The sequence below is a fragment of the Bacillus cereus group sp. BfR-BA-01355 genome (assembly GCF_022663675.1).
Lineage (GTDB): Bacteria > Bacillota > Bacilli > Bacillales > Bacillaceae_G > Bacillus_A > Bacillus_A thuringiensis_S.
The window spans coordinates 13,284-33,346 of record NZ_JAKUFY010000057.1; the positions used below are offsets into that span (position 1 = coordinate 13,284).

Genomic DNA, 20,063 nt, shown 5'->3' on the forward strand with positions numbered 1-20,063 from the left:
ATGCAATGTCTTTTTCAGTTATTAAGTTGTAAATCATTTTATGATAAAATCTTTTACATAATTTAATAAAGGGGTAGTATTCAATGGGTTATTTCTCAAATGGTTTATTAGTTTTGTTTGTGCTAATCGTATGCAGTTGTATATTTTTTGGTTGATAATATAATGAGAGTCTTATATAAAAGAAGTTATCTTAAGTGAGATAACTTCTTTTTATTTTATATTGAGAAGGAATTCTATCTTTCTTATTGAAGTTTGTTCTAGTTATTTTTACATCGATCAGATTTGTGTAAAGGGAATTTTATGAAATATAAACAAGCCAGAGAATAGGGAGTATTTACATGGAAAATAGTATACGCCACACAAGTGAACATCCTACAGATTTTAATGGATTATTATCCTTATACGAATCTTTAGGATGGAATTCTCTTAAATTAACGGTTAACGAGTTAGAACAAATGTGTAAGCAAAGTTGGTATGCAATTTATGTTTTTGATGATAAGAGGTTAGTAGGGATGGGGCGTGTCATATCAGATGGAGTCATAACAGGCATTATTTGTGGAGTTGGTGTATTGCCAAAATATCAGTCTAGTGGCATCGGAAAAGAAATAGTGAAACGATTAATCCAGCACTGTGAACAAAACAAGGTTATTCCACAACTTATGTGTGTAGAAAAATTGCAATCTTACTATGAATCTATAGGGTTTGAAGCATTCTCTATTGGGATGACAAAACATATTATAAGATAAAGGTGCTTTATCCCGCTATTTGCCGGGCAGTAAAACCCCCACGGATTAAAGTTTGACTTTATATTTTCAGTTTACTCGTACATATTTTCAAACTTCAGTATAAAGGAGAATGGCTGTATGGAGATTGCTAAAGAGATAGAAATGTTACAACTTGAATTTCAAGAATTTGTTATTCATCCAATTCTTTTATGGGATGATGAAATGGCAGTATTAATAGATACGGGTTTCCCAGGACAAATTGAAGATATACAAGTAGAGATGGAAAAGGTTGGGGTATCATTTGATAAGTTAAAAGTCGTGATTTTGACGCATTAGGATATTGATCATATAGGTAGTCTTCCGGAGTTGTTGCAGCGCTGTGGAAATAATATTAAGGTTTATGCGCACGAATTAGATAAGCCATATATTGAGGGGGATTTGCCTTTATTGAAGGATGGAAATGTAGAGAACCGACCAAAAGGAAAAGTGAGTGATACTGTGATTGACGGGCAAGAACTTCCGTATTGCGGTGGAATACTAATTCTTCATACTCCAGGGCATACTCCGGGTCATATTAGTTTATATTTGAAACGAAGTAAAATTCTTATTGCAGGAGACTCTATGTATAGTGTGAATGGGATGTTAGGAGGAATTCACGCCCCAACAACTATAAATATTAAGGAAGCAAAGCAGTCTTTGAAGAAGTATTTAAATTTACATATTGAATCTGTAGTTTGTTACCATGGGGGATTAAGTAAGGAGAATATAAATGTTCAACTTCAAAATTTGTAAAGTTAAAATGGAGTTTTTTGTTAAGTGACGTTGAAGTATAATCTGGTTATTAGTATATAAATAAATTATAAAAGAGCATGTTTGAAAAAATTAAACATGCTCTTTTATTAAAGTAAATCAGTTTAATATGAATGACCTAACCCATTCCAATAAAAAGAAACGATTTCTTGTGCTAATTCATCTATATTTGCCAGAATAGGATTGTGATTTTCATCTTTAAAATTCCCAATTGATAATAAAGATACGAAAGCATGAGCCACAAATTTAGCGTTTCCTTTCGGAATTTCTCCGATGTGCATCGCAGTATCGAGTGCTTTTTCTAGCACTTCATACATATTATTTTCAGCATTTTTTAATTCCTTCAATTGTTCTTCAGATAACGACAGTTTAGCATCTTTCATAAAATTTTTCATATCAATATCCATCGTTGCGTGTAAGTAAACTTTGGCGAAGTCTAATAATCTTTCTTCTAAAGTTTTGTTTGTAGAGAGTATTTGAGACATATTCTCTCGTATACGTATCATCATTTGGGTCATAGTAGCGGTAAATAAATCGGCTTTTGTTGAATAGTAATAGTAGACGGTTGCTTTCGTAACACCACAAACTTTTGCGACTTCATCCATAGAAACGACTTGATAATTTTGTGTAAGAAATAAGCGAGTTGCCACTTCTAAAATGGTTTCTTTTGTAGATTTTGTATTTTTATTTTGCCGTGGCCTTCCGAGAGGACGTTGTTTTTGTTCCAAATCCATTCGCTCCTGACATTTATTCTTGAGATAATTATAACATAATTTTCAATCATTCTTGATTAATTAACCTACCAGTATATATAATTAATAATGAAGGAAAAAAGGAAGGTGGGTTTTTATGAAAAAGCACCCGTTACATATGTTAGGGAGGCTTGTAGCAGGGAAAAATACGCAATGGATCACTTTATCGGTGTGGGTTCTTATTACATTATTACTTTCATTTACGTTACCACAAGTAAACAGTACGAAAGAACCGAATCCAAAAAATTTACCTGAAACAGCTATGTCACAGCAAGCGGAAGCGCTTATGAAAAAAGAGTTTCCGAATAATGCAGGGAATCCGTTGTTAGTAGTATGGTATAGAGATGGTGGATTACAGTCACAGGATTATAAACTCATACAAGACGTTTATAAAGAGTTAAAAGCTAATCCTTTAAAAGAACAATCAACGTTACCGCCATTTGATACAATTCCAGAGCAAGTATTATCAAAAAGTGCATCAAAAGATGGTACATCATTTGTTACACCGGTATTCTTTAATAAATCTGCTGGTACGGATATATTAAAAGGAAATCTGGAAAAGATTGGAAAAATAGTGAATAGTAAGGTGGATGAAGATCCATTTAAACAAAAAATAAGTGAATCTGGTTTACATGTTCGATTATCTGGGCCTGTAGGTATTCAAACGGATGCAGTTAGTTTATTTAGTCAAGCAGATGTGAAATTGTTAGTGGCTACTGTATTATTAGTCTTGGTCCTATTAATTTTGCTTTACCGTTCGCCAATTTTAGCAATTTTACCTATACTTGTTGTTGGCTTTGCATACGGTATCATTAGTCCTACACTCGGTTTTTTAGCTGATCACGGATGGATTAAAGTAGATGCCCAAGCAATATCAATTATGACAGTATTATTGTTTGGTGCTGGAACGGACTATTGTCTATTTTTAATTTCAAGATATAGAGAGTACTTGTTAGAAGAAGAAAGTAAATATAAAGCATTACAACTTGCGATTAAAGCTTCTGGCGGTGCAATAATAATGAGTGCGTTAACTGTTGTACTTGGATTAGGAACATTACTACTTGCTCATTATGGTGCCTTTCATCGATTTGCAGTACCATTTAGTGTTGCTGTATTTATAATGGGAATCGCGGCTTTAACCATTTTACCAGCACTATTATTAATTTTCGGTAGGATTGCATTTTTCCCGTTTATACCGAGAACAACTTCAATGAATGAGGAGTTTGCAAGAAAGAAAAAGAGGGCTGTAAAAGTTGAAAAATCAAAAGGCTCCTTTAGTAAAAAACTTGGAGATGTAGTAGTACGAAGACCGTGGACAATAATTATGCTAACTGTGTTTGTATTAGGTGGATTGGCTTCGTTCGTACCACGTATTCAATACACATATGACTTATTAGAATCGTTTCCAAAGGATATGCCTTCTCGTGAAGGGTTTACGTTAATTAGTGATCATTTCTCAGCTGGTGAACTAGCACCAGTAAAAGTGGTTGTTGATACGAAAGGAAAAGAGCTTCCTATTAAACAAGAACTAGAGAAATTTTCTTTCGTAAATACAGTGAAAGAGCCAAAAGAGGGAAAAGAAAATAAGCAAATACAAATGTATGAAGTTTCTTTAGCGGAAAATCCATACTCAATTGAAGCGTTAGATCAAATTCCTAAATTGAAAAGTAATGTAGAAAAAGTATTAAAAGATGCTGGGATTCGTAATACTGAAGATCAATTGTGGATTGGTGGAGAAACAGCTTCATTATATGATACAAAGCAAATTACTGAACGTGATGAATCAGTAATTATTCCAGTAATGATTAGCATTATCGCTTTACTATTACTTGTCTACTTACGATCGGTTGTTGCGATGATTTATTTAATTGTAACTGTCGTTTTATCATTCTTCTCAGCGTTAGGAGCAGGATGGATATTGCTTCATTACGGTATGGGAGCGCCGGCCATTCAAGGTGCGATACCGTTGTACGCATTCGTATTTTTAGTTGCTTTAGGTGAAGATTATAATATCTTTATGGTTTCAGAAATATGGAAAAACAGAAAGACACAAAATCACTTGGATGCAGTAAAAAATGGTGTAATACAAACAGGTAGTGTTATTACATCGGCAGGTTTAATTTTAGCAGGAACTTTTGCAGTGTTAGGTACACTTCCAATTCAAGTATTAGTTCAATTTGGTATTGTAACTGCAATTGGCGTATTACTAGATACGTTTATCGTAAGACCGTTACTTGTACCCGCAATTACAGTTGTGTTAGGCCGATTTGCTTTTTGGCCAGGTAAACTTTCAAGAAAGAGTGAAGAAATACAAAAGGTGGATGCATAGTTAAAAAAGCCAAGGATATTTTCCTTGGCTTTTTCAATGTAGTTAATTAATTTTTTGAAGTCAAATCATCAGCTGAAGCGTGATCAGCATCTTCAATTGTTGTTTCGGGCATTCCGTATAAGCCGTTCATTGCTTGTTCTTCGATAGTAAGGTTTGCAGTATTATTATTTTGAATAGATGTAGTGTTTTCAGTAACATTTTCTTTTTTATTCATATTTTTGTTATTCATGTATGTATCCTCCAAATTTCATTTGATTTATCTATAGTATGTGGATGGATTTCCAGAAATATGTGAATTGATTCTTACATATGTTATATAATTAAATAAATAATTAGGGTGAAATGTACACTGTTAGGAGTGAACAATTATGGTGAAAGCAAGGGAATTAGCCTTCTAAAATAAAAAGAAAATTTTAGGAGGCTATTAGAATGAAGTTCCATGTAATTGATAGAGAAGATTGGAATAGAGAGCAGTATTTTGAGCATTATTTAAAGTTGAAATGTACATTTAGTATGACTGTGAATGTTGATATCACGATGTTATTAGAGGAAGTATATCAAAAGGGAATAAAATTTTATCCCGTTTTTATATATTTAATTTCTAGAGTAGTAAATAATCATAAAAAATTTCGAACATGTTTTAACGATGAAGGAGTTTTAGGCTATTGGGAGGAAATGATACCGAATTATACAATCTTTCATAAAGATGATAAGTCTTTTTCAAGTATATGGACGGATTATTCAAGTGATTTCCGCACTTTCTATAAAAATTATGAAGACGATATGAGATGCTATGCTAATGTTCATGGTCTTTTCACGAAAGAAAATATTCCGCCTAATGTATTTCCGATTTCTAGCATACCTTGGACTAGTTTTACTGGATTTAATCTTAATATTAATAATGATGAAAAATTTCTATTGCCAATTATAACTTGTGGGAAATATTTTAACGAAGGAAATAAGGTTATGCTACCAGTTTCATTGCAAGTACATCATTCGGTTTGTGATGGATATGATGCGAGTCAATTTATAGAAGATTTACAGCAGTTAAGTAATACTTGCAACGAGTGGCTTAAGTAATATCTAATTTTTAATTATATAAAGTGAAACTTTAATCAGTGGGGGGGGTTCAGCCCTCACCAATCGGGCGTTCACGGGCAGCAGGGCCCCACCTAACTTCTTTGCTTTTGCTGAATTTTGAGGTGGGGGTCTTACTGTCCGGCAAATAGCGGGATAAAATTGAAAATGAATAAAAGAAGAGAACATGTTGATATTACATGGTCTCTTCTTTTATTCATTAATACTAAGTAATTGTGGAAAATATAGGGTGATTTGTAGTTTAATAGTAAAGAGAGTGATTAGTATTAATTTTCTTTGTTTTTAAAAATTTAAGGATATAAATGTTTTAATAGGGGGGAATAAAGTGAAATTCTTAAGCATTGAAAAAGATGAAATCTTAATTGGGAATATGGCAAAATTGTATTGTAAAGTATTTGAGAAAACAAATTTCAATGAAATGATCGAGCGAATGAATAGGCATATAGAATATACAGGTTTTAAAGGTATAGTAGCAATAAATGATGAAAATGAAGTAGTTGGCTTTACTTATGGTTATCGCTCAATGGAGGGACAGTACTATAATCAATTAATGAGAGAAGCGTTACATCTAGAGCAAGTAGACGAATGGTTACAAGATTGTTTTGAATTTGTAGAGTTAGCAGTTCACCCACAATACCAAAATGAAGGTCTTGGAACGAAATTACATAATAAATTACTAGAAGGGCTTTCAAATAGAACAAGTGTTTTAACAACACAAATAAACAATGAAAAAGCACGTTCGTTATATGAAAGATTAGATTGGGTAAATGTATTAGAGCCATTTCATCCAAGTAAAAATGATGTTCCATATATAATAATGGGAAAAGCATTAAAAATAAAAGTGAATTGATAATTATGGAATTCACAATAGTTGTTGGTTTGTAATAATGAAAGGGAAAACAACAATGCTATCTATAGAAAAAGCTACAATTTTAGATGCTGAGAAATTAACAGAAATAATGAAAAGAACATTTGATGCAGAAGCAAAACAATGGCTATACGGCCAAGATAATGTCATTGATTATAACATTCAACCGCCAGGATATTCTTCAGTTGAAATGATGGAATATTCCATTGAAGAATTGGATTCTTTCAAAGTTGTCATGGATAAAGAAATAATCGGAGGGATAATAGTTACGATTTCTGGTAAGTCGTACGGTCGAATTGATCGTATTTTTGTAGATCCTGTTTATCAAGGAAAAGGAATTGGATCACATGTTATGAAATTAATAGAAAAGGAATATCCGAACATAAAGATTTGGGATCTCGAAACATCTAGTAGACAAATTAACAATCATCACTTTTATAAAAAGATAGGTTACCAAATGATTTTTGAATCGGAAGATGAGTATTGTTACGTGAAAAGAATAAAAACAAGCTCAAACAAAGAGAGTGTAGTTACAAATAAAGATATGAAAAATAGTCAATACGAAAACTGTAATTTAGCAAATACAGAGTATTATCAAGTGAATTTAAAAAACAGTTCATTTGTTGGTAGCAATATAATGAATACGAATATGAGTAATTGTAATGTAAGTCAATCAAAGTTTAGAAATATAAATTTTAGAAGGTCATCATATGCAGATTTAAATCTTTCTGGCAGTAAATTTAATTTGGTGACTTTAGGTGGAGTGCAATTTAAAAATACAAGTCTCGGAGATGAGAAGGAACCTATTGTATTCGATAAATGTGATTTGGAAGGTAACACCATAAGTAATAGTAATTTGAAAAATATTGAAATAGAAAATTGTGATATAGTCGGCATGAAACTAAATGGTATTCTGATTGAAAATTTACTTAATTTATATAACAAGGTGAAAAGTTAACCATATCCATATAGTTGTTAATCTTTTAGGAAAATAAGTATTATATCGAAATAATTATGTGAAAATGACATAAAGAAATACGAGTGAGAAGGTCATTCATACACGTTTCTAGAATACACACAAACAAATATATTGTTATTTATATGGAGGAGAGAAAGATGGGGATCAACGTTAGAGCAGTAGAAATACAAGATGCTAGAGCAATTCATCGTATATGTATACAAGATGAAGTTTTACCGTATATGGTTTTCTTACCTAGCATGCGTGTAGACGCTATGGAAAATAGAATTCGAAATTTAGCACCAAATCAATTTGAATTTGTTGCAGAATATGATGGAGAAATTGTTGGGTTTGTAGGTTTAACACAAAGTCCGGGACGAAGATCTCATTCAGGCGATTTATTCATTGGGGTCGATAGTGAATATCATAATAAAGGAATTGGGAAAGTACTTCTTACGAAGATGCTTGATCTGGCTGATAATTGGTTAATGTTAGAGAGAGTAGAACTAGGTGTGTTAGAAACGAATCCAAAAGCAAAAGCTTTATATGAAAAATTTGGATTTGTAGAAGAGGGAGTAAAGATAGGGAATTTGAAAGCTCAAGGAAAGTTTATTAATGAAATTATGATGAGTCGTTTTAGACCGGATGGTTTAATTGTACATAATTAATAGTTAAAAGCATGACAGTATACTGTCATGCTTTTTTATTAGAATTTGGCTGTAATAAAAATAATACTAAACCAATAAAAATAACGGTAATTCCTAGTCCTTGTTGTAAAGAAATGGTCTCATGTAATATAAAGTACGCTAGTATACAAGTTCCAATTGTTTCTCCTAAAATGCTCATGGAAATTAAAGTAGCACTCATCCATTTTAATAACCAATTAAAAATGGTTTGTCCTAAAATTGTAGCAATGAAAGCTAATCCAATAAAGCACAACCAAGTTTGTGTAGAATAATGGATGAAAGATTCTTGTTGCGTGAAAGCAAATATGCCAAGAAAGCCAGCACTACTTCCATAACTAATTACCGAATATGGTATAAGTGCCAAATCTTTACGAACGTGTTGGCTAATGAAAAAATAAGCAGTAATGATACCGGCAGCGATAAATGCTAAAATATCTCCATATAAAGCTGCTCCACTAATTTGGAAATCTTGCCAGCCAATAACGATACTACCTGAAATAGCGATGAGGCAACCAATAACCGCTCCTTTCGTAAATCTCTCCTTAAATAAAAAATAAACACCAATCATTGAGAACAAAGGTTGTAGCGTTACGATAACTGTAGAGCTTGCTACAGAAGTATATTGTAATGATTCAAACCAAAGTACATAATGTGCAGCTAAAAATAGCCCAGATATGGATCCGAATCCCCATTGTTTTTTCGTTAAAGTTTTTAGCTCATTTCGACTATTTTTATTAAATAGTAATAACGGTAACAGAATCAGTGTGGCAAAGAATAATCGGTAAAAAGCAATGATTGTAGCAGGAGCATCTGCCAATTTTACAAAAATTGCAGAAGTTGATAAGGCGAATACACCAAAAAATAAGATGCAATATGAAAGAATAGGTGATTTCAAAGTTTGTCCCTCCGATAGAATGTTTATTATAATAAACTTAATACGATATAATGTACAAAAGTAAGTATATAAGTCCCAGAGATGATAGGGAAGGATTATTTGCCTTTGTTTAGTATGTCAGCACAAAGACAAAGAAACATGCATTATGATGGACGAAAGGAATTTTTACTATGATACATGATAGGCTTGGACAAACGGTATTAAGTTACCGTAAGAAAAATAACATGACAATTCGTGAATTCGCTGATTATGCAGGGATTAGTACATCGTTAATTAGCCAAATTGAAAGAGGGCATGCTAATCCTTCTTTAAATGTTTTGGAATTAATTGCAAAAGCATTAAATGTACCGCTGTTTACACTTTTTATTAACGAAATTGATACAGATTCGCTCATTTCTAAGAAAAAAGATCGAAAAAAAGTATATCGGGAAAACAATAATCACATTGTATATGATGTATTAACACCTGATTTTATGAAAGCACGTATTGAAATGCTAATGATGGATTTAAATAAACAAGCAAACACAACAGAAAGCCATTATTCCCATGAAGATAAGGAAGAGATTGCTGTTGTTATGAAAGGGGAAGTGTATGTGGAATTGGAGGGAAAAGAATATTTTTTAGAAGAAGGCGATGTTGTACGTATTCCACCGAATGTGAAGCATCGATTTTTGAATAAAAGTGATGAATCGAATCACATTTTATTTGTACTGACACCATCTTTAGGGTGAAAATATAGTGATTTTTATCCCGCATTAACGGGCAGTAAGACCTCCCTCAAAATTCAGCGAAAGTAAAGAAGTTAGGTGGGGGATTAACTGCCCATAAATGCCCGATTGGTAAGGGCTGATTAAAGTTTCACTTTATTAGGGGAGATAGAAAATGGAAAACAAAAGTATTTTAAAAGGCGGCCTTTCAATTATTTCTCAATGCAAAAAAGAAACAAATGATATTTGGCATGCGCATTTTGGAGCAGCTGCAATTGCTAGTTATTTTTTTATGAAAGATAATAATATTGATGAAGAAACAGCTCGTAATATGTATTCGCAAACAAGGATGATGCTGAACAAGAAAAAAATTGGTGAGATGATTGATGATAAAAAAGAAATAGATTTTCAAATTGCGGAGAATATGATTATAAAATCTTTAGAACAAACGATTGATGAACTTCATTGGGTGGGGCATAACGTCATTTATGCGTCATTAAGTTTATTGGCTATGAAAGAGCTACAAAAATGGGGCGATAATCAAGCAATTGAAGGGATTACTACTCTTATTTTATCATTTCGAAAAACAATTCCAGGTAGATCGTGGATTGGTTATACGACGAAAGAAGTAAAACAATTAAGTTTTGAAGATGAGATAAAAAGTGAATTGAGTAATCCAACACAAGTATCTCAGTTCATTTTAAATGAGTTATCGAAATTTAATAGTATTTATCGAGCGGAATCGCATCATGATTTAATTGGGCATTTGCTTACTTACTCCCACGCAATTAATATAATGTACGATTTAGGGCATATAGATATATTTCAACGAGGGATACGCCCGCTTTTAAAACTAGTATACGTACTACGAGCTAGCCAAAAGCTCAAGCTGAATACGGGAATAACTTTACACTCACCTATAGATCGATTACCTTTAATTCAATCTAAACGTGCAAATATTTTACCAACTGAAAATATATTTTGGATAAAAGACTATAGTGAATTCGATTGGGATTTTGGTCATGTATTTAAATTCTCATATAGTTATTTTAATCATATAAAGAGAGCTCCAGATTATAAAGATATAACATTAGAAAAATTCCGGTATGTTATTAATTCTTAATGAACGTCAATAATCTGTAAGAGGGAGCTTAATCTAGTTTCTTTTTTGTTAGTAGTATATTATTTTTTCAAATTTGTAAGATTTTACATGCGTATTTTACTTTTACTAATTATGTAAGTAGGCTATACTGAAATACATACATTTTATTTTTGGAGAGATGTAAAACGACATGGAACTAGCGAAATTAGAAAAAGTAATTGAAATAAAAAAAGAAGAACTTTTATATTTAGTATCGGATTATGGAATTCAACATGAAAAAGTATTGGCATTGAGTCAAGAACTAGACAAATTAATCAATTACTTTATGTTTTTAAAATAAAGAGAACTATGACGTGGTTTGTATATGTTATAGTTCTTTTTTATTAGGTAATTTGAAAATATATTCAAATATATTGTCTAATTTCTTACAGAATGCGCAACTTGCTAGTCGAATATAAGGACTTTTGGTTATAATAAAAAGGAATTATTAATTGTATCGGTTAGGAGCGCAGCACATATGAAAACAGTTGTTGTTATCGGTGGAGGTATAACGGGACTTTCTACTATGTTTTATTTAGAAAAATTAAAAAAGGATTATAATATCGATTTAAATTTAATTCTTATTGAGAAAGAAGAGTATTTAGGTGGTAAAATCCATAGTGTGGAAGAAAAGGATTTCATTATGGAGTCAGGAGCGGATTCAATCGTTGCTCGTAATGAATATGTTATGCCACTTGTAAAAGATTTAAATTTAGAAGATGAAATGGTATATAATGAAACGGGTATTTCTTACATATATTCTGAAAACATGTTACATCCGATTCCTTCTGATACTATATTTGGGATACCGATGAGCGCCCAGTCTTTGTTTAGCAGTACGCTAGTCTCAACGAAAGGGAAAATCGTAGCTTTAAAAGATTTCATAACGAAAAATAAAGAGTTTACGAAAGATACATCACTTGCTCTATTTTTAGAAAGTTTCTTAGGGAAAGAGTTAGTGGAAAGACAAATTGCTCCTGTACTTTCAGGCGTATATTCTGGTAAATTGAATGAGCTTACAATGGCATCTACATTACCGTATTTACTGGATTATAAAAATAAGTATGGAAGTATTATTAAAGGTTTTGAAGAGAATAAAAAACAATTTCAATCAGCAGGAAATAAAAAATTCGTATCATTTAAAGGTGGACTATCTACGATAATTAATCGCTTAGAAGAAGTGCTTACTGAAACTGTCGTAAAAAAAGGTGCTATAACGACGGCTGTAAGTAAACAAGAAGATCGATATGAGATTTCTTTTGTAAATCATGAAACAATACAAGCTGATTATGTTGTTTTAGCAGCTCCGCATGATATAGCACAAACTTTATTACAGTCTAATGAGTTAAATGAGCAGTTTAATACATTTAAAAACTCATCTCTTATAAGTATTTACTTAGGATTTGACATACTAGATGAACAACTACCAGCTGACGGCACAGGGTTTATTGTAACGGAAAACAGTGATTTACATTGTGATGCTTGTACATGGACAAGTCGAAAGTGGAAACATACATCCGGTAAACAAAAATTATTGGTAAGAATGTTTTATAAGAGCACCAATCCGGTATATGAAACAATCAAAAATTATAGTGAAGAAGAATTAGTACGAGTAGCTTTATATGATATTGAAAAGAGTCTCGGAATTAAAGGTGAACCAGAAGTAGTCGAAGTTACAAATTGGAAAGATTTAATGCCGAAATATCATTTAGAACATAATCAAGCGGTTCAAGCATTGCAAGAAAAAATGACGAATCTTTATCCAAATATATATTTAGCTGGTGCCTCATATTATGGTGTCGGAATTGGTGCGTGTATTGGAAATGGAAAGAATATAGCCAATGAAATAATGGCTACATTAAATGAATAATACTGTAGAATAAATAAAAACTGTTCCTTCAGCAAAATGGAGGAACAGTTTTTATTTATTTTATTTGAATGGAAATTGTATTGTTTTTTACATTGTTTTCTTTTATTGTTAATGTTATTTCTCCAGACTCTTTAAATGAATACGGTGATAGTTGATAAATATCTTTTATATCATGTTTTTCTTGTAATTTATTTACCGGTATTGATACGATATTTGGCTTCCATGTTTCTTGTTTTCCTGAAGGATATTCTATAAGTATTACCGGATTTTTTAACTGTATTGTTTTCCAAGAGACGAAATATAGTTGTACTTCTGTATTTTTTTTTAATAATTCTTCGGAGAAATAACCGAATTCGCCTACATTACCGAAAACAGTATAGTTTTGATTTTTTAATTTAATATCTAAATAACTAGGTTGATATGTTACCGCATGATAAGTTCCATATGAAAGTGAGAGTATGGCAGCGATTAAAATACCGATTGAAAATGTCCTAAAGCTATTACCTTTAAAGCTAGTCATCATGAATGAGTTTGGTGTGAATTTTTTTGCGAATAAAAAAATAAGTAATATGAGTAAGAGGGATAAGCTGATGAATATATACATAGGAAATCTTCACCTCCACAATAAAATAAATATTAACTATATTTTACCATAAATGTATGGGGTAGGTTGGTTGTTTAGAAGGAGAAAATGAAGAAACAATTTCTTTACAGTTCTTGATAATTTAAAATTCAATTTATGGAAATTATAGCGTCATGTTTGAGGTGCAATCAGAAGGTATCTAATTCGTGTATATAGAATTAAGAGAGAATGTGCCATTAGAAATGTTTGATTTATGGAACAATAAGGACTTTACTAATTATACATATTTTTTCTGATATAATGAATGAGTAGAGAGAAAGGAGTGATCCTATGGCATTTCCTATATTAGAAACAGAACGCTTACGTTTAGTTGAAATAGAACAATCTTATTGTCAAAAAATATATGAAATCTTTTCATTGGATGAAGTGACGTGTTACTACGGTATGAATTCTTTTACGGAGTTTGGACAAGCTTCACGTATGATCGAATCTTTTTCAAAAAATTACTTTGAGAAAAAGGCAATACGATGGGGAATTGTGTTAAAAGAAACGAACGTTTTAATAGGAACAATTGGACTAAACAATTTACAATTATGGAGTAAACGATCTGAGATTGGATATGATCTGCATCCTCGCTATTGGGGAAATGGTTATGCTTCAGAAGCAGCTGGAGAAATTATTGATTATGGATTTAAAGATTTAGGTTTGTTTAGAATTGGAGCTATTACATATCCTGAAAATGTTACTTCTTGTAGAATGTTATCTAAAATTGGCTTCCAAAAGGAAGGGCTATTGCGCGGATATATTCATCAAGGAAATAAGCAACACGATGCATTATTGTATTCTATAGTGCGAACTGATGTTGAGGACATAAATTTATAATAAAAAAACCTCTTAATTAAAAGAGGTTTTTTTTATTATAAATTAACCTAATTTAGGTAATAAACGTTCTCCGCTTTTCATGCTACTTTTACATAAAGGGCATTTAGGCTCTTCTTCAAATGAAAAGTTCTTTCTCATCCATCCTAAACAATCCTCTGATTCACATTCCCAAACAGGGGTTTGTTCTGGTGGTACTTCTGCTACATCGTTCTTTCGATTGCGATACATGTAACCACTCCTTTTATGTAAAAAATTTTAGTTATATATTAAAAAGGTTGTTAACCTTGCTGGTAACAACCTTTTTATTGTTTGAATTATAGCTTTACAACGTTTTTAGCTTGAGGTCCGCGGTTACCTTCTTCAACTTCAAAGCTAACTTCTTGACCTTCGTCAAGAGACTTGAAGCCGTCGCCAGTGATAGCTGAGAAGTGAACGAATACATCGTTACCGTCTGCAACTTCGATGAAACCGAAACCTTTTTCGCTGTTAAACCATTTTACTTTACCTGTTAATGTCATGGTAATGCCTCCTAAAAGTAGAAAAATTACAATATGATCGGCCTTATTTGAATGAAAATAAAATTTCACATATTATCAAAAACCCATAAGGAGTACAAACTGTCCCTGATTGATACTTGATAATATGCAAAGAAAATATAGTGTTAAATTGACCTTAATTACTATCTTACAACAAATGGTGGGAAATAGCAAGTGCTGGTAATACCACTGAGTAATCTGGGTGATAATAGTAAAGGCACAAAGGCACCTCTTTTATTTATATATTATTCCTAATTTGGATTTATTCCAAACAAAAATCATTTATATGAAAAAATAAGTTTAAATAAAAGGCTAAATATTATTTTAATATTGCTGATGAGTACCATAATTAGGAGGATAGAATATTGCAAAATAAACAATTTAAAATAATTGAAGCAGCAAAAGAAGGAAGAAGAAAAGTTCATCCTGTTTTTGCTGTCATACTCGCGATTATATTTTTAACTTTAGGTGAATTATTTATGTTGTTTATGCTGATTTTACCGAAAGCAGAAACAACTTTTATGAAGGCGATTTATAGCGACATTGAGATGATATTAACGTTTGGCGGCGCAATATTTTTTGTGTTTTTATGGATTAGATTTGTAGAGAAAAGATCATTTTCATCCATTGGTTTTTGGAGAAATCAATGGATAAGAAAATATTTGAGAGGTACATTAATAGGATTTGTTTTCATTTCAATACCAGTAATTTTACTCCTATTAGCAGGAGTTGTAACATTACAAATACAAAAAATTACAGTAACCGCTATATTGGGTATTGTAGGTTCTTTAGTTGCATTTTTAATACAAGGGGCAACGGAAGAAATTATTGTACGAGGTTGGTTATTCCCGGTTCTTTCTGTTAGAAGTCGTATATGGGTTGGGATTGTTGTGACATCTTTCTTATTTGGTTTTCTTCATTTACTTAATCCAGGTATTACAATTCTTTCAATATCGAATATAATATTAGTTGGTGTATTTGCAGCTTTTTACGTTTTAAAAGACAGTAGTCTGTGGGGGATTTGCGCATGGCATTCCATTTGGAATTGGGCACAATATAACGTCTACGGTTTTGCAGTTAGCGGGATGACCATATATTCAACTCCGCTATTTAAACCTGCAACAAATGGCCCCGAATTCCTTCATGGAGGCACGTTCGGAATTGAAGGTAGTATCATTACAACAATCATGCTCACTGTCGCTTCAATTGTTTTATGGAGAAAGTTATGGGGAAGAAAAGCGAAACAACGAAGTTTTAGTTAATGAAAGGGGGAGAAACTATGGGGATAATAGCATTTGAGGGAGCAAGCGCTGTTGGTAAAAGTACCACGTGCCGTGAATTAGAAAAGAATTATGGTGCTTATATAATACCTGAAGTCAATTCTTTATTTGAAAGGCCAAAAAATGAACATAGAACATGGTATTTTGAAAAACAAGTTGAGCGCTGGAATATAGCTGTTCAGAAGTCAGAGCAATATGAATTAGTAATACTCGATGGCGATATATATCAGCCACTTAGTTATAATTGGTGTTTTCATTTTGATTTATTTAATCAGCCATTATCTTTAATAGAAAATTTTTATAAAGAAAAGATGATAAATAGGGAAATTGGTTTTCCGGATCAATATTTTTATTTATATACGAACGATGAAGAACTTAGAAAGCGGAAAGTATCTGATGAAACGAAAAGAAGGAGAAACTTTGAAAAACATTTACATATATCAAAATCGTTTCAGTGTTATTATGAAAATTTAAATTCTGTTACAGATGGGTATTGTAAATTAATTGAGGCGAAAAGTGTAAAATCGAATGAAATAGAAATTGTAAAGAATTTAAACAGTTTAAATGTTTGTGAAGAAAGACGTTTTGATGTTTCGAGGTTAGATGCTATTACGAAGTGGTTAAAAGAAAATCGTGCATAAAGTAAAAACAACGAGTGTTATTTATCGCGCTCGTTGTTTTTTGTTTCTTTATAAATATAAAGGGAAAATTTGTAGAATATTTTCAATATTTAACAGAATAATCTTTCAATTTTAAAGAAAAAGAAATACAATATGAGGAAGTATATATAAATAATATGATAGGGGATGGGATGCGATATTTTGAATGAAGGAACAGTTTTTATATAAGAAGTAATTAGGTAGTAAGAACAGAGATATTTGGGAGGAAACAAGCGCGATGAAAACACTATTTAAAATAATAGGTATTCTAGCTGGTATGGCGGTAATTGGAGTAGGTTTAACATATGGTATGCTGTATTATTTAAATAATAGTAAACCAGCTGCGAAAAAGGCATCACCAGCTGCTCCAGCAGTAGAAGTATTAGCTGATAGTAATGTAAAAGCAGAAGATGCAAAGCTTTTAGAAAATGGCAATTATTCATTGCCGAATAGTGGTTTTAATAAAAATTTTAAATGGACAGATGAGAACATACAGACAGCATTACATGAAATGGCACATCAAAAAGCGAAAGCTGATCAAAAGTGGGGCTATATTTTTATTACACAAGAGCGGATTGAAAGCTTAATTGATATTGTAAAGAGTAATGATCTTGTACAGGGAAGTACATATGTAGAAATTTTAGAACGATGGAAACAAGGAAAATATGAAAAAGTTGATGCAGATCACAATAAGATTTGGAAATTACAAAGCGGGAATTTAGGAGAAGGAAAAGGAGTAATGTCGGAAGCTGAGCAAAAAGAATTAATTAATCAAGTGTTTATGAACAAAGGTACATATTCAGGTAGTAAATTAATTGCAGGCGGGGGACAGACTAATAAATAGTATACTAATTAATGAAAAAGAGTAATTGCTTATTAGGCAATTACTCTTTTTATATGTACGTCTTAATATTTTAGTCTCGTTCAAGTAAGGAAAGAAACGACTGTAATACCGGGGAAATCCATCTGGATTTATGATAGATTACATGACTTTGAATAATGGTTGGAGTTTCGATAGGCTGAAAACATAGTTGTTCTTTTTGGCAACTTTCTTGTACAACGATATAAGGAAGAATTGAAATGCCTAATTCACACATAACGGATTGTTTAATGACTTCAACATTGGAAGTTTCAAATGTTTTAGCTGGAATATTTCCACTTTGACGTAAAAAACGATCTACCATTGGCCTATAGCCGCAGCTTTGTTCTGTAAAAATGAACTGGGTGTCCTGTAATAACTGGAATGGATTTGCGTGTGCAGCGGAATAAGCTGGTAAAATCCATCCAAATGTTTCATTACTAAAAGTACGCGTAATAAAATCATTATGTTCTATACTTTCTCCAATTATGAAGACAACGTCTGTTTCTCCTTCACGTAATTTTTGTAATGCTTGTTCATTTGTGTTTGTTTCAAGTACGATATTTACTTTCGGATTTTTCTGTTTGTAAGTACGTAATAATTGTGGTAATCGGTATACCGCTAATGATTCATTAGATGTAATACTTAATGTACCTTCTAAATAATCTGTATTTTGGGGGATTTCTTGCGCTTTTTCATATATTGCAAGTAATTCTAATGCATAAGGATGAAATTGATGACCTGCTTTTGTAAGTAGCACTTTTTTCCCTAACCGATCGAAAAGAGGAATATGTAAATCGTTCTCTAAAGCTTTCATATGTGCTGTAACAGTAGATTGCGCATAACCTAGCGCATGAGCAGCTTTAGAAAAATTACCATACTTCACAATGGCGCAAAATGTTTTAACATGTCTCATTTCCATAAGCGATCCCTCTTTTATTATCATGATTTGTGAATGATTATATCATGTATTTTAATTTTCCAAATGATTAAATTCCGTATAAAATAAAATTGTGGAAATATTCATTCAAGTGATATTGGAGGAGAAAAGATGATCAAAAAGGGCTATCATGTAGCTGTTGTTGGGGCTACAGGTGCGGTAGGGCAAAAAATTATTGAACTGTTAGAGAATGAAATGAAGTTTAATATAGTTGAAGTTACATTGCTTTCATCAAAACGATCCGCCGGTAAGAAAGTAAGATTCAAAGGACGAGAGATAATTATACAAGAGGCAAAAACAACTAGCTTTGAAGGTGTAGATATTGCCTTTTTTAGTGCTGGGGGAGAAGTATCTAGACAATTTGTAACTCATGCAGTTTCTAGTGGTGCGATTGTAATTGATAACACAAGTGAGTACCGAATGGCACAAGGTGTACCGCTCGTTGTTCCGGAAGTGAATGCGCATACTTTAGAGCGGCATAAAGGTATTATTGCAGTTCCAAATTGTTCAGCATTACAGATGGTAACTGCACTTCAGCCGATTCGAAAATCATTCGGTTTAGAAAGAATTATCGTTTCAACATATCAAGCTGTATCGGGTTCTGGCATTCATGCGATTCATGAATTACAAGAGCAGGCTAAGTCTATGCTTGCTGGTAAAGAAGTGAAAAGTGATATATTACCGGCGAAAAAAGATAAAAAACATTATCCAATAGCGTTTAATGTACTGCCTCAAGTAGATATATTTACAGACAATGATTTTACTTTTGAAGAAGTAAAGATGATTCAAGAAACGAAGAAAATATTAGAAGATGAAAACTTGAAAATGGCAGCTACTTGTGTACGTGTTCCAGTCGTATCAGGGCATTCAGAATCGGTTTATATAGAACTGGAAAAAGAAGCAACCGTTGCGGAAATTAAGGAAGTATTAATGGATGCACCAGGTGTTATTTTGCAGGATAACCCTAGTGAACAGCTGTATCCAATGCCATTATATGCAGAAGGGAAAATAGATACATTTGTCGGAAGAATACGTAAAGATCCTGATACGCCAAACGGATTCCACCTCTGGATTGTTTCCGATAATTTATTGAAAGGTGCGGCTTGGAATTCAGTTCAAATCGCAGAGACTTTAGTGGAAAGGGGGATACTTTAATATAGTTTGAAAAATTGGGGAATCGTTAATGATTTCCCGGTTTTTACTCATTGAAAGTTGGAGGAAGTATGCCGTTTTCTGAGGTGAATGTGAACTTTAAAAATAAAACTTATACTGACTTTTGGAGGGAAGATAAGAATAAATTGATGCCTAAAAGATAAATGGGATAAGATGGTAATATAAAGAGTGCATATACACTGGAGGGATTACCAATGCTAAAAGTTATGTTACCATTTGTTCTTATCTTTTTTCTTGTTATTGCGATGTATATTGCTTATCAAAAGAGAAAAAAATCCGAGATAAAAGGATTGAAAAGTGCGCTAACTTCTA

The 20,063-nt window shown here is 32.2% G+C and carries 22 protein-coding genes and 2 pseudogenes; 17 read left to right on the plus strand and 7 right to left on the minus strand.

Features of this window, described 5'->3' with window-relative positions; translation table 11 throughout:
- The first annotated feature begins 338 nt into the window (after positions 1-338).
- Positions 339-746: a GNAT family N-acetyltransferase gene (locus tag MR167_RS18630; protein ID WP_000431724.1), complete on the plus strand. Its 408-nt coding sequence runs from the start codon at positions 339-341 to the stop codon at positions 744-746.
- A 117-nt stretch (positions 747-863) separates the two neighbouring features.
- A pseudogene (locus MR167_RS18635) lies at positions 864-1,517 on the plus strand (MBL fold metallo-hydrolase).
- A 122-nt stretch (positions 1,518-1,639) separates the two neighbouring features.
- Here MR167_RS18635 and MR167_RS18640 read toward each other — a convergent pair.
- A complete protein-coding gene (locus MR167_RS18640) occupies positions 1,640-2,263 on the minus strand; it encodes a TetR/AcrR family transcriptional regulator (protein ID WP_242315212.1) in 624 nt (207 codons plus the stop codon).
- A 121-nt stretch (positions 2,264-2,384) separates the two neighbouring features.
- Between MR167_RS18640 and MR167_RS18645 the strand changes: the two genes are divergently transcribed.
- Positions 2,385-4,616 carry an MMPL family transporter gene (locus MR167_RS18645; RefSeq protein WP_242315214.1) on the plus strand — a complete coding sequence of 744 codons (2,232 nt, stop codon included), beginning with the start codon at positions 2,385-2,387 and terminating at the stop codon, positions 4,614-4,616.
- A 46-nt stretch (positions 4,617-4,662) separates the two neighbouring features.
- Here the strand turns inward: MR167_RS18645 and MR167_RS18650 are convergent, their stop codons facing one another.
- Entirely contained in the window at positions 4,663-4,845 is a 183-nt protein-coding gene (locus MR167_RS18650; protein ID WP_001060661.1) for a DUF4021 domain-containing protein, read from the minus strand.
- A 200-nt stretch (positions 4,846-5,045) separates the two neighbouring features.
- Here MR167_RS18650 and catA point away from each other — a divergent pair, with 200 nt between their 5' ends.
- From catA to MR167_RS18670, 4 genes are all read left to right on the plus strand, one after another.
- A complete protein-coding gene (catA, locus tag MR167_RS18655; RefSeq protein WP_000668530.1) occupies positions 5,046-5,696 on the plus strand; it encodes a type A chloramphenicol O-acetyltransferase in 651 nt (216 codons plus the stop codon).
- A 343-nt stretch (positions 5,697-6,039) separates the two neighbouring features.
- Positions 6,040-6,564 carry a GNAT family N-acetyltransferase gene (locus tag MR167_RS18660; protein WP_000670761.1) on the plus strand — a complete coding sequence of 175 codons (525 nt, stop codon included), beginning with the start codon at positions 6,040-6,042 and terminating at the stop codon, positions 6,562-6,564.
- A 37-nt stretch (positions 6,565-6,601) separates the two neighbouring features.
- Positions 6,602-7,540 carry a GNAT family N-acetyltransferase gene (locus tag MR167_RS18665; protein ID WP_242315216.1) on the plus strand — a complete coding sequence of 313 codons (939 nt, stop codon included), beginning with the start codon at positions 6,602-6,604 and terminating at the stop codon, positions 7,538-7,540.
- 158 nt (positions 7,541-7,698) lie between these two features.
- Complete coding sequence (locus tag MR167_RS18670) at positions 7,699-8,208, plus strand: GNAT family N-acetyltransferase (protein ID WP_000512623.1); 510 nt, start codon at positions 7,699-7,701, stop codon at positions 8,206-8,208.
- 25 nt (positions 8,209-8,233) lie between these two features.
- Here MR167_RS18670 and MR167_RS18675 read toward each other — a convergent pair whose 3' ends face one another.
- Complete coding sequence (locus tag MR167_RS18675; RefSeq protein ID WP_000841798.1) at positions 8,234-9,121, minus strand: DMT family transporter; 888 nt, start codon at positions 9,119-9,121, stop codon at positions 8,234-8,236.
- Between the two features lie 170 nt (positions 9,122-9,291).
- On the opposite strand from MR167_RS18675, the gene MR167_RS18680 reads away from it, so the two are divergent.
- From MR167_RS18680 to MR167_RS18695, 4 genes are all read left to right on the plus strand, one after another.
- Positions 9,292-9,852, plus strand: a complete 561-nt coding sequence (locus tag MR167_RS18680) for a helix-turn-helix domain-containing protein (RefSeq protein ID WP_000581034.1) — start codon at positions 9,292-9,294, stop codon at positions 9,850-9,852.
- 151 nt (positions 9,853-10,003) lie between these two features.
- Positions 10,004-10,951, plus strand: coding sequence for a hypothetical protein (locus tag MR167_RS18685; protein ID WP_000428900.1), 948 nt, complete (start codon positions 10,004-10,006; stop codon positions 10,949-10,951).
- 169 nt (positions 10,952-11,120) lie between these two features.
- The gene (locus tag MR167_RS18690) at positions 11,121-11,270 is read left to right on the plus strand and encodes an aspartyl-phosphate phosphatase Spo0E family protein (protein WP_000417698.1); all 150 of its coding nucleotides are present in this window, start codon (positions 11,121-11,123) and stop codon (positions 11,268-11,270) included.
- 177 nt (positions 11,271-11,447) lie between these two features.
- Positions 11,448-12,839: a protoporphyrinogen oxidase gene (locus tag MR167_RS18695; protein ID WP_000860361.1), complete on the plus strand. Its 1,392-nt coding sequence runs from the start codon at positions 11,448-11,450 to the stop codon at positions 12,837-12,839.
- 55 nt (positions 12,840-12,894) lie between these two features.
- Here MR167_RS18695 and MR167_RS18700 read toward each other — a convergent pair whose 3' ends face one another.
- Entirely contained in the window at positions 12,895-13,443 is a 549-nt protein-coding gene (locus MR167_RS18700; protein ID WP_000275270.1) for a hypothetical protein, read from the minus strand.
- Positions 13,444-13,752: 309 nt separating this feature from the next.
- Between MR167_RS18700 and MR167_RS18705 the strand changes: the two genes are divergently transcribed.
- Positions 13,753-14,304, plus strand: coding sequence for a GNAT family N-acetyltransferase (locus MR167_RS18705; protein ID WP_000885387.1), 552 nt, complete (start codon positions 13,753-13,755; stop codon positions 14,302-14,304).
- Between the two features lie 42 nt (positions 14,305-14,346).
- On the opposite strand, the gene MR167_RS18710 is transcribed toward MR167_RS18705, so the two are convergent.
- Both MR167_RS18710 and cspD read right to left on the minus strand, forming a co-directional pair.
- On the minus strand, positions 14,347-14,532 hold the full coding sequence (locus MR167_RS18710) for a cold-shock protein (RefSeq protein WP_000286203.1): 186 nt from the start codon (positions 14,530-14,532) through the stop codon (positions 14,347-14,349).
- 86 nt (positions 14,533-14,618) lie between these two features.
- Positions 14,619-14,822 (minus strand): cold-shock protein CspD, encoded by a 204-nt coding sequence (gene cspD / locus MR167_RS18715; RefSeq protein WP_000176366.1) that lies wholly within the window; start codon positions 14,820-14,822, stop codon positions 14,619-14,621.
- Positions 14,823-15,205: 383 nt separating this feature from the next.
- Here cspD and MR167_RS18720 point away from each other — a divergent pair, with 383 nt between their 5' ends.
- From MR167_RS18720 to MR167_RS18730, 3 genes are all read left to right on the plus strand, one after another.
- Positions 15,206-16,102, plus strand: a complete 897-nt coding sequence (locus MR167_RS18720; protein ID WP_044783933.1) for a CPBP family intramembrane glutamic endopeptidase — start codon at positions 15,206-15,208, stop codon at positions 16,100-16,102.
- Complete coding sequence (locus tag MR167_RS18725) at positions 16,102-16,761, plus strand: nucleoside/nucleotide kinase family protein (RefSeq protein WP_141442396.1); 660 nt, start codon at positions 16,102-16,104, stop codon at positions 16,759-16,761. Before MR167_RS18720 ends, MR167_RS18725 begins: the two co-directional genes overlap by 1 nt.
- 256 nt (positions 16,762-17,017) lie before the next feature.
- Entirely contained in the window at positions 17,018-17,623 is a 606-nt protein-coding gene (locus tag MR167_RS18730; RefSeq protein ID WP_000853597.1) for a PRK06770 family protein, read from the plus strand.
- Positions 17,624-17,693: 70 nt separating this feature from the next.
- Here MR167_RS18730 and MR167_RS18735 read toward each other — a convergent pair whose 3' ends face one another.
- The gene (locus MR167_RS18735; protein WP_000425889.1) at positions 17,694-18,560 is read right to left on the minus strand and encodes a LysR family transcriptional regulator; all 867 of its coding nucleotides are present in this window, start codon (positions 18,558-18,560) and stop codon (positions 17,694-17,696) included.
- A gap of 129 nt (positions 18,561-18,689) precedes the next feature.
- Between MR167_RS18735 and MR167_RS18740 the strand changes: the two genes are divergently transcribed.
- Complete coding sequence (locus tag MR167_RS18740) at positions 18,690-19,733, plus strand: aspartate-semialdehyde dehydrogenase (protein ID WP_000591707.1); 1,044 nt, start codon at positions 18,690-18,692, stop codon at positions 19,731-19,733.
- Between the two features lie 41 nt (positions 19,734-19,774).
- Positions 19,775-19,894, plus strand: a pseudogene (locus MR167_RS18745) (C45 family autoproteolytic acyltransferase/hydolase); the annotation flags it as partial.
- Positions 19,895-20,063 lie beyond the last annotated feature (169 nt).

Bases quoted from the DNA above. Each gene is read 5' to 3' on its own strand.
- MR167_RS18725 (WP_141442396.1), top strand. From the start codon at position 16,102: ATGAAAGGGGGAGAAACTATGGGGATAATAGCATTTGAGGGAGCAAGC.
- catA (WP_000668530.1), top strand. From the start codon at position 5,046: ATGAAGTTCCATGTAATTGATAGAGAAGATTGGAATAGAGAGCAGTAT.
- MR167_RS18665 (WP_242315216.1), top strand. From the start codon at position 6,602: ATGAAAGGGAAAACAACAATGCTATCTATAGAAAAAGCTACAATTTTA.
- MR167_RS18700 (WP_000275270.1), bottom strand. From the start codon at position 13,443: ATGTATATATTCATCAGCTTATCCCTCTTACTCATATTACTTATTTTT.
- cspD (WP_000176366.1), bottom strand. From the start codon at position 14,822: ATGACATTAACAGGTAAAGTAAAATGGTTTAACAGCGAAAAAGGTTTC.
- MR167_RS18695 (WP_000860361.1), top strand. From the start codon at position 11,448: ATGAAAACAGTTGTTGTTATCGGTGGAGGTATAACGGGACTTTCTACT.
- MR167_RS18650 (WP_001060661.1), bottom strand. From the start codon at position 4,845: ATGAATAACAAAAATATGAATAAAAAAGAAAATGTTACTGAAAACACT.
- MR167_RS18740 (WP_000591707.1), top strand. From the start codon at position 18,690: ATGATCAAAAAGGGCTATCATGTAGCTGTTGTTGGGGCTACAGGTGCG.
- MR167_RS18730 (WP_000853597.1), top strand. From the start codon at position 17,018: ATGAAAACACTATTTAAAATAATAGGTATTCTAGCTGGTATGGCGGTA.
- MR167_RS18680 (WP_000581034.1), top strand. From the start codon at position 9,292: ATGATACATGATAGGCTTGGACAAACGGTATTAAGTTACCGTAAGAAA.
- MR167_RS18735 (WP_000425889.1), bottom strand. From the start codon at position 18,560: ATGGAAATGAGACATGTTAAAACATTTTGCGCCATTGTGAAGTATGGT.
- MR167_RS18670 (WP_000512623.1), top strand. From the start codon at position 7,699: ATGGGGATCAACGTTAGAGCAGTAGAAATACAAGATGCTAGAGCAATT.
- MR167_RS18690 (WP_000417698.1), top strand. From the start codon at position 11,121: ATGGAACTAGCGAAATTAGAAAAAGTAATTGAAATAAAAAAAGAAGAA.
- MR167_RS18710 (WP_000286203.1), bottom strand. From the start codon at position 14,532: ATGTATCGCAATCGAAAGAACGATGTAGCAGAAGTACCACCAGAACAA.
- MR167_RS18685 (WP_000428900.1), top strand. From the start codon at position 10,004: ATGGAAAACAAAAGTATTTTAAAAGGCGGCCTTTCAATTATTTCTCAA.
- MR167_RS18630 (WP_000431724.1), top strand. From the start codon at position 339: ATGGAAAATAGTATACGCCACACAAGTGAACATCCTACAGATTTTAAT.
- MR167_RS18705 (WP_000885387.1), top strand. From the start codon at position 13,753: ATGGCATTTCCTATATTAGAAACAGAACGCTTACGTTTAGTTGAAATA.
- MR167_RS18645 (WP_242315214.1), top strand. From the start codon at position 2,385: ATGAAAAAGCACCCGTTACATATGTTAGGGAGGCTTGTAGCAGGGAAA.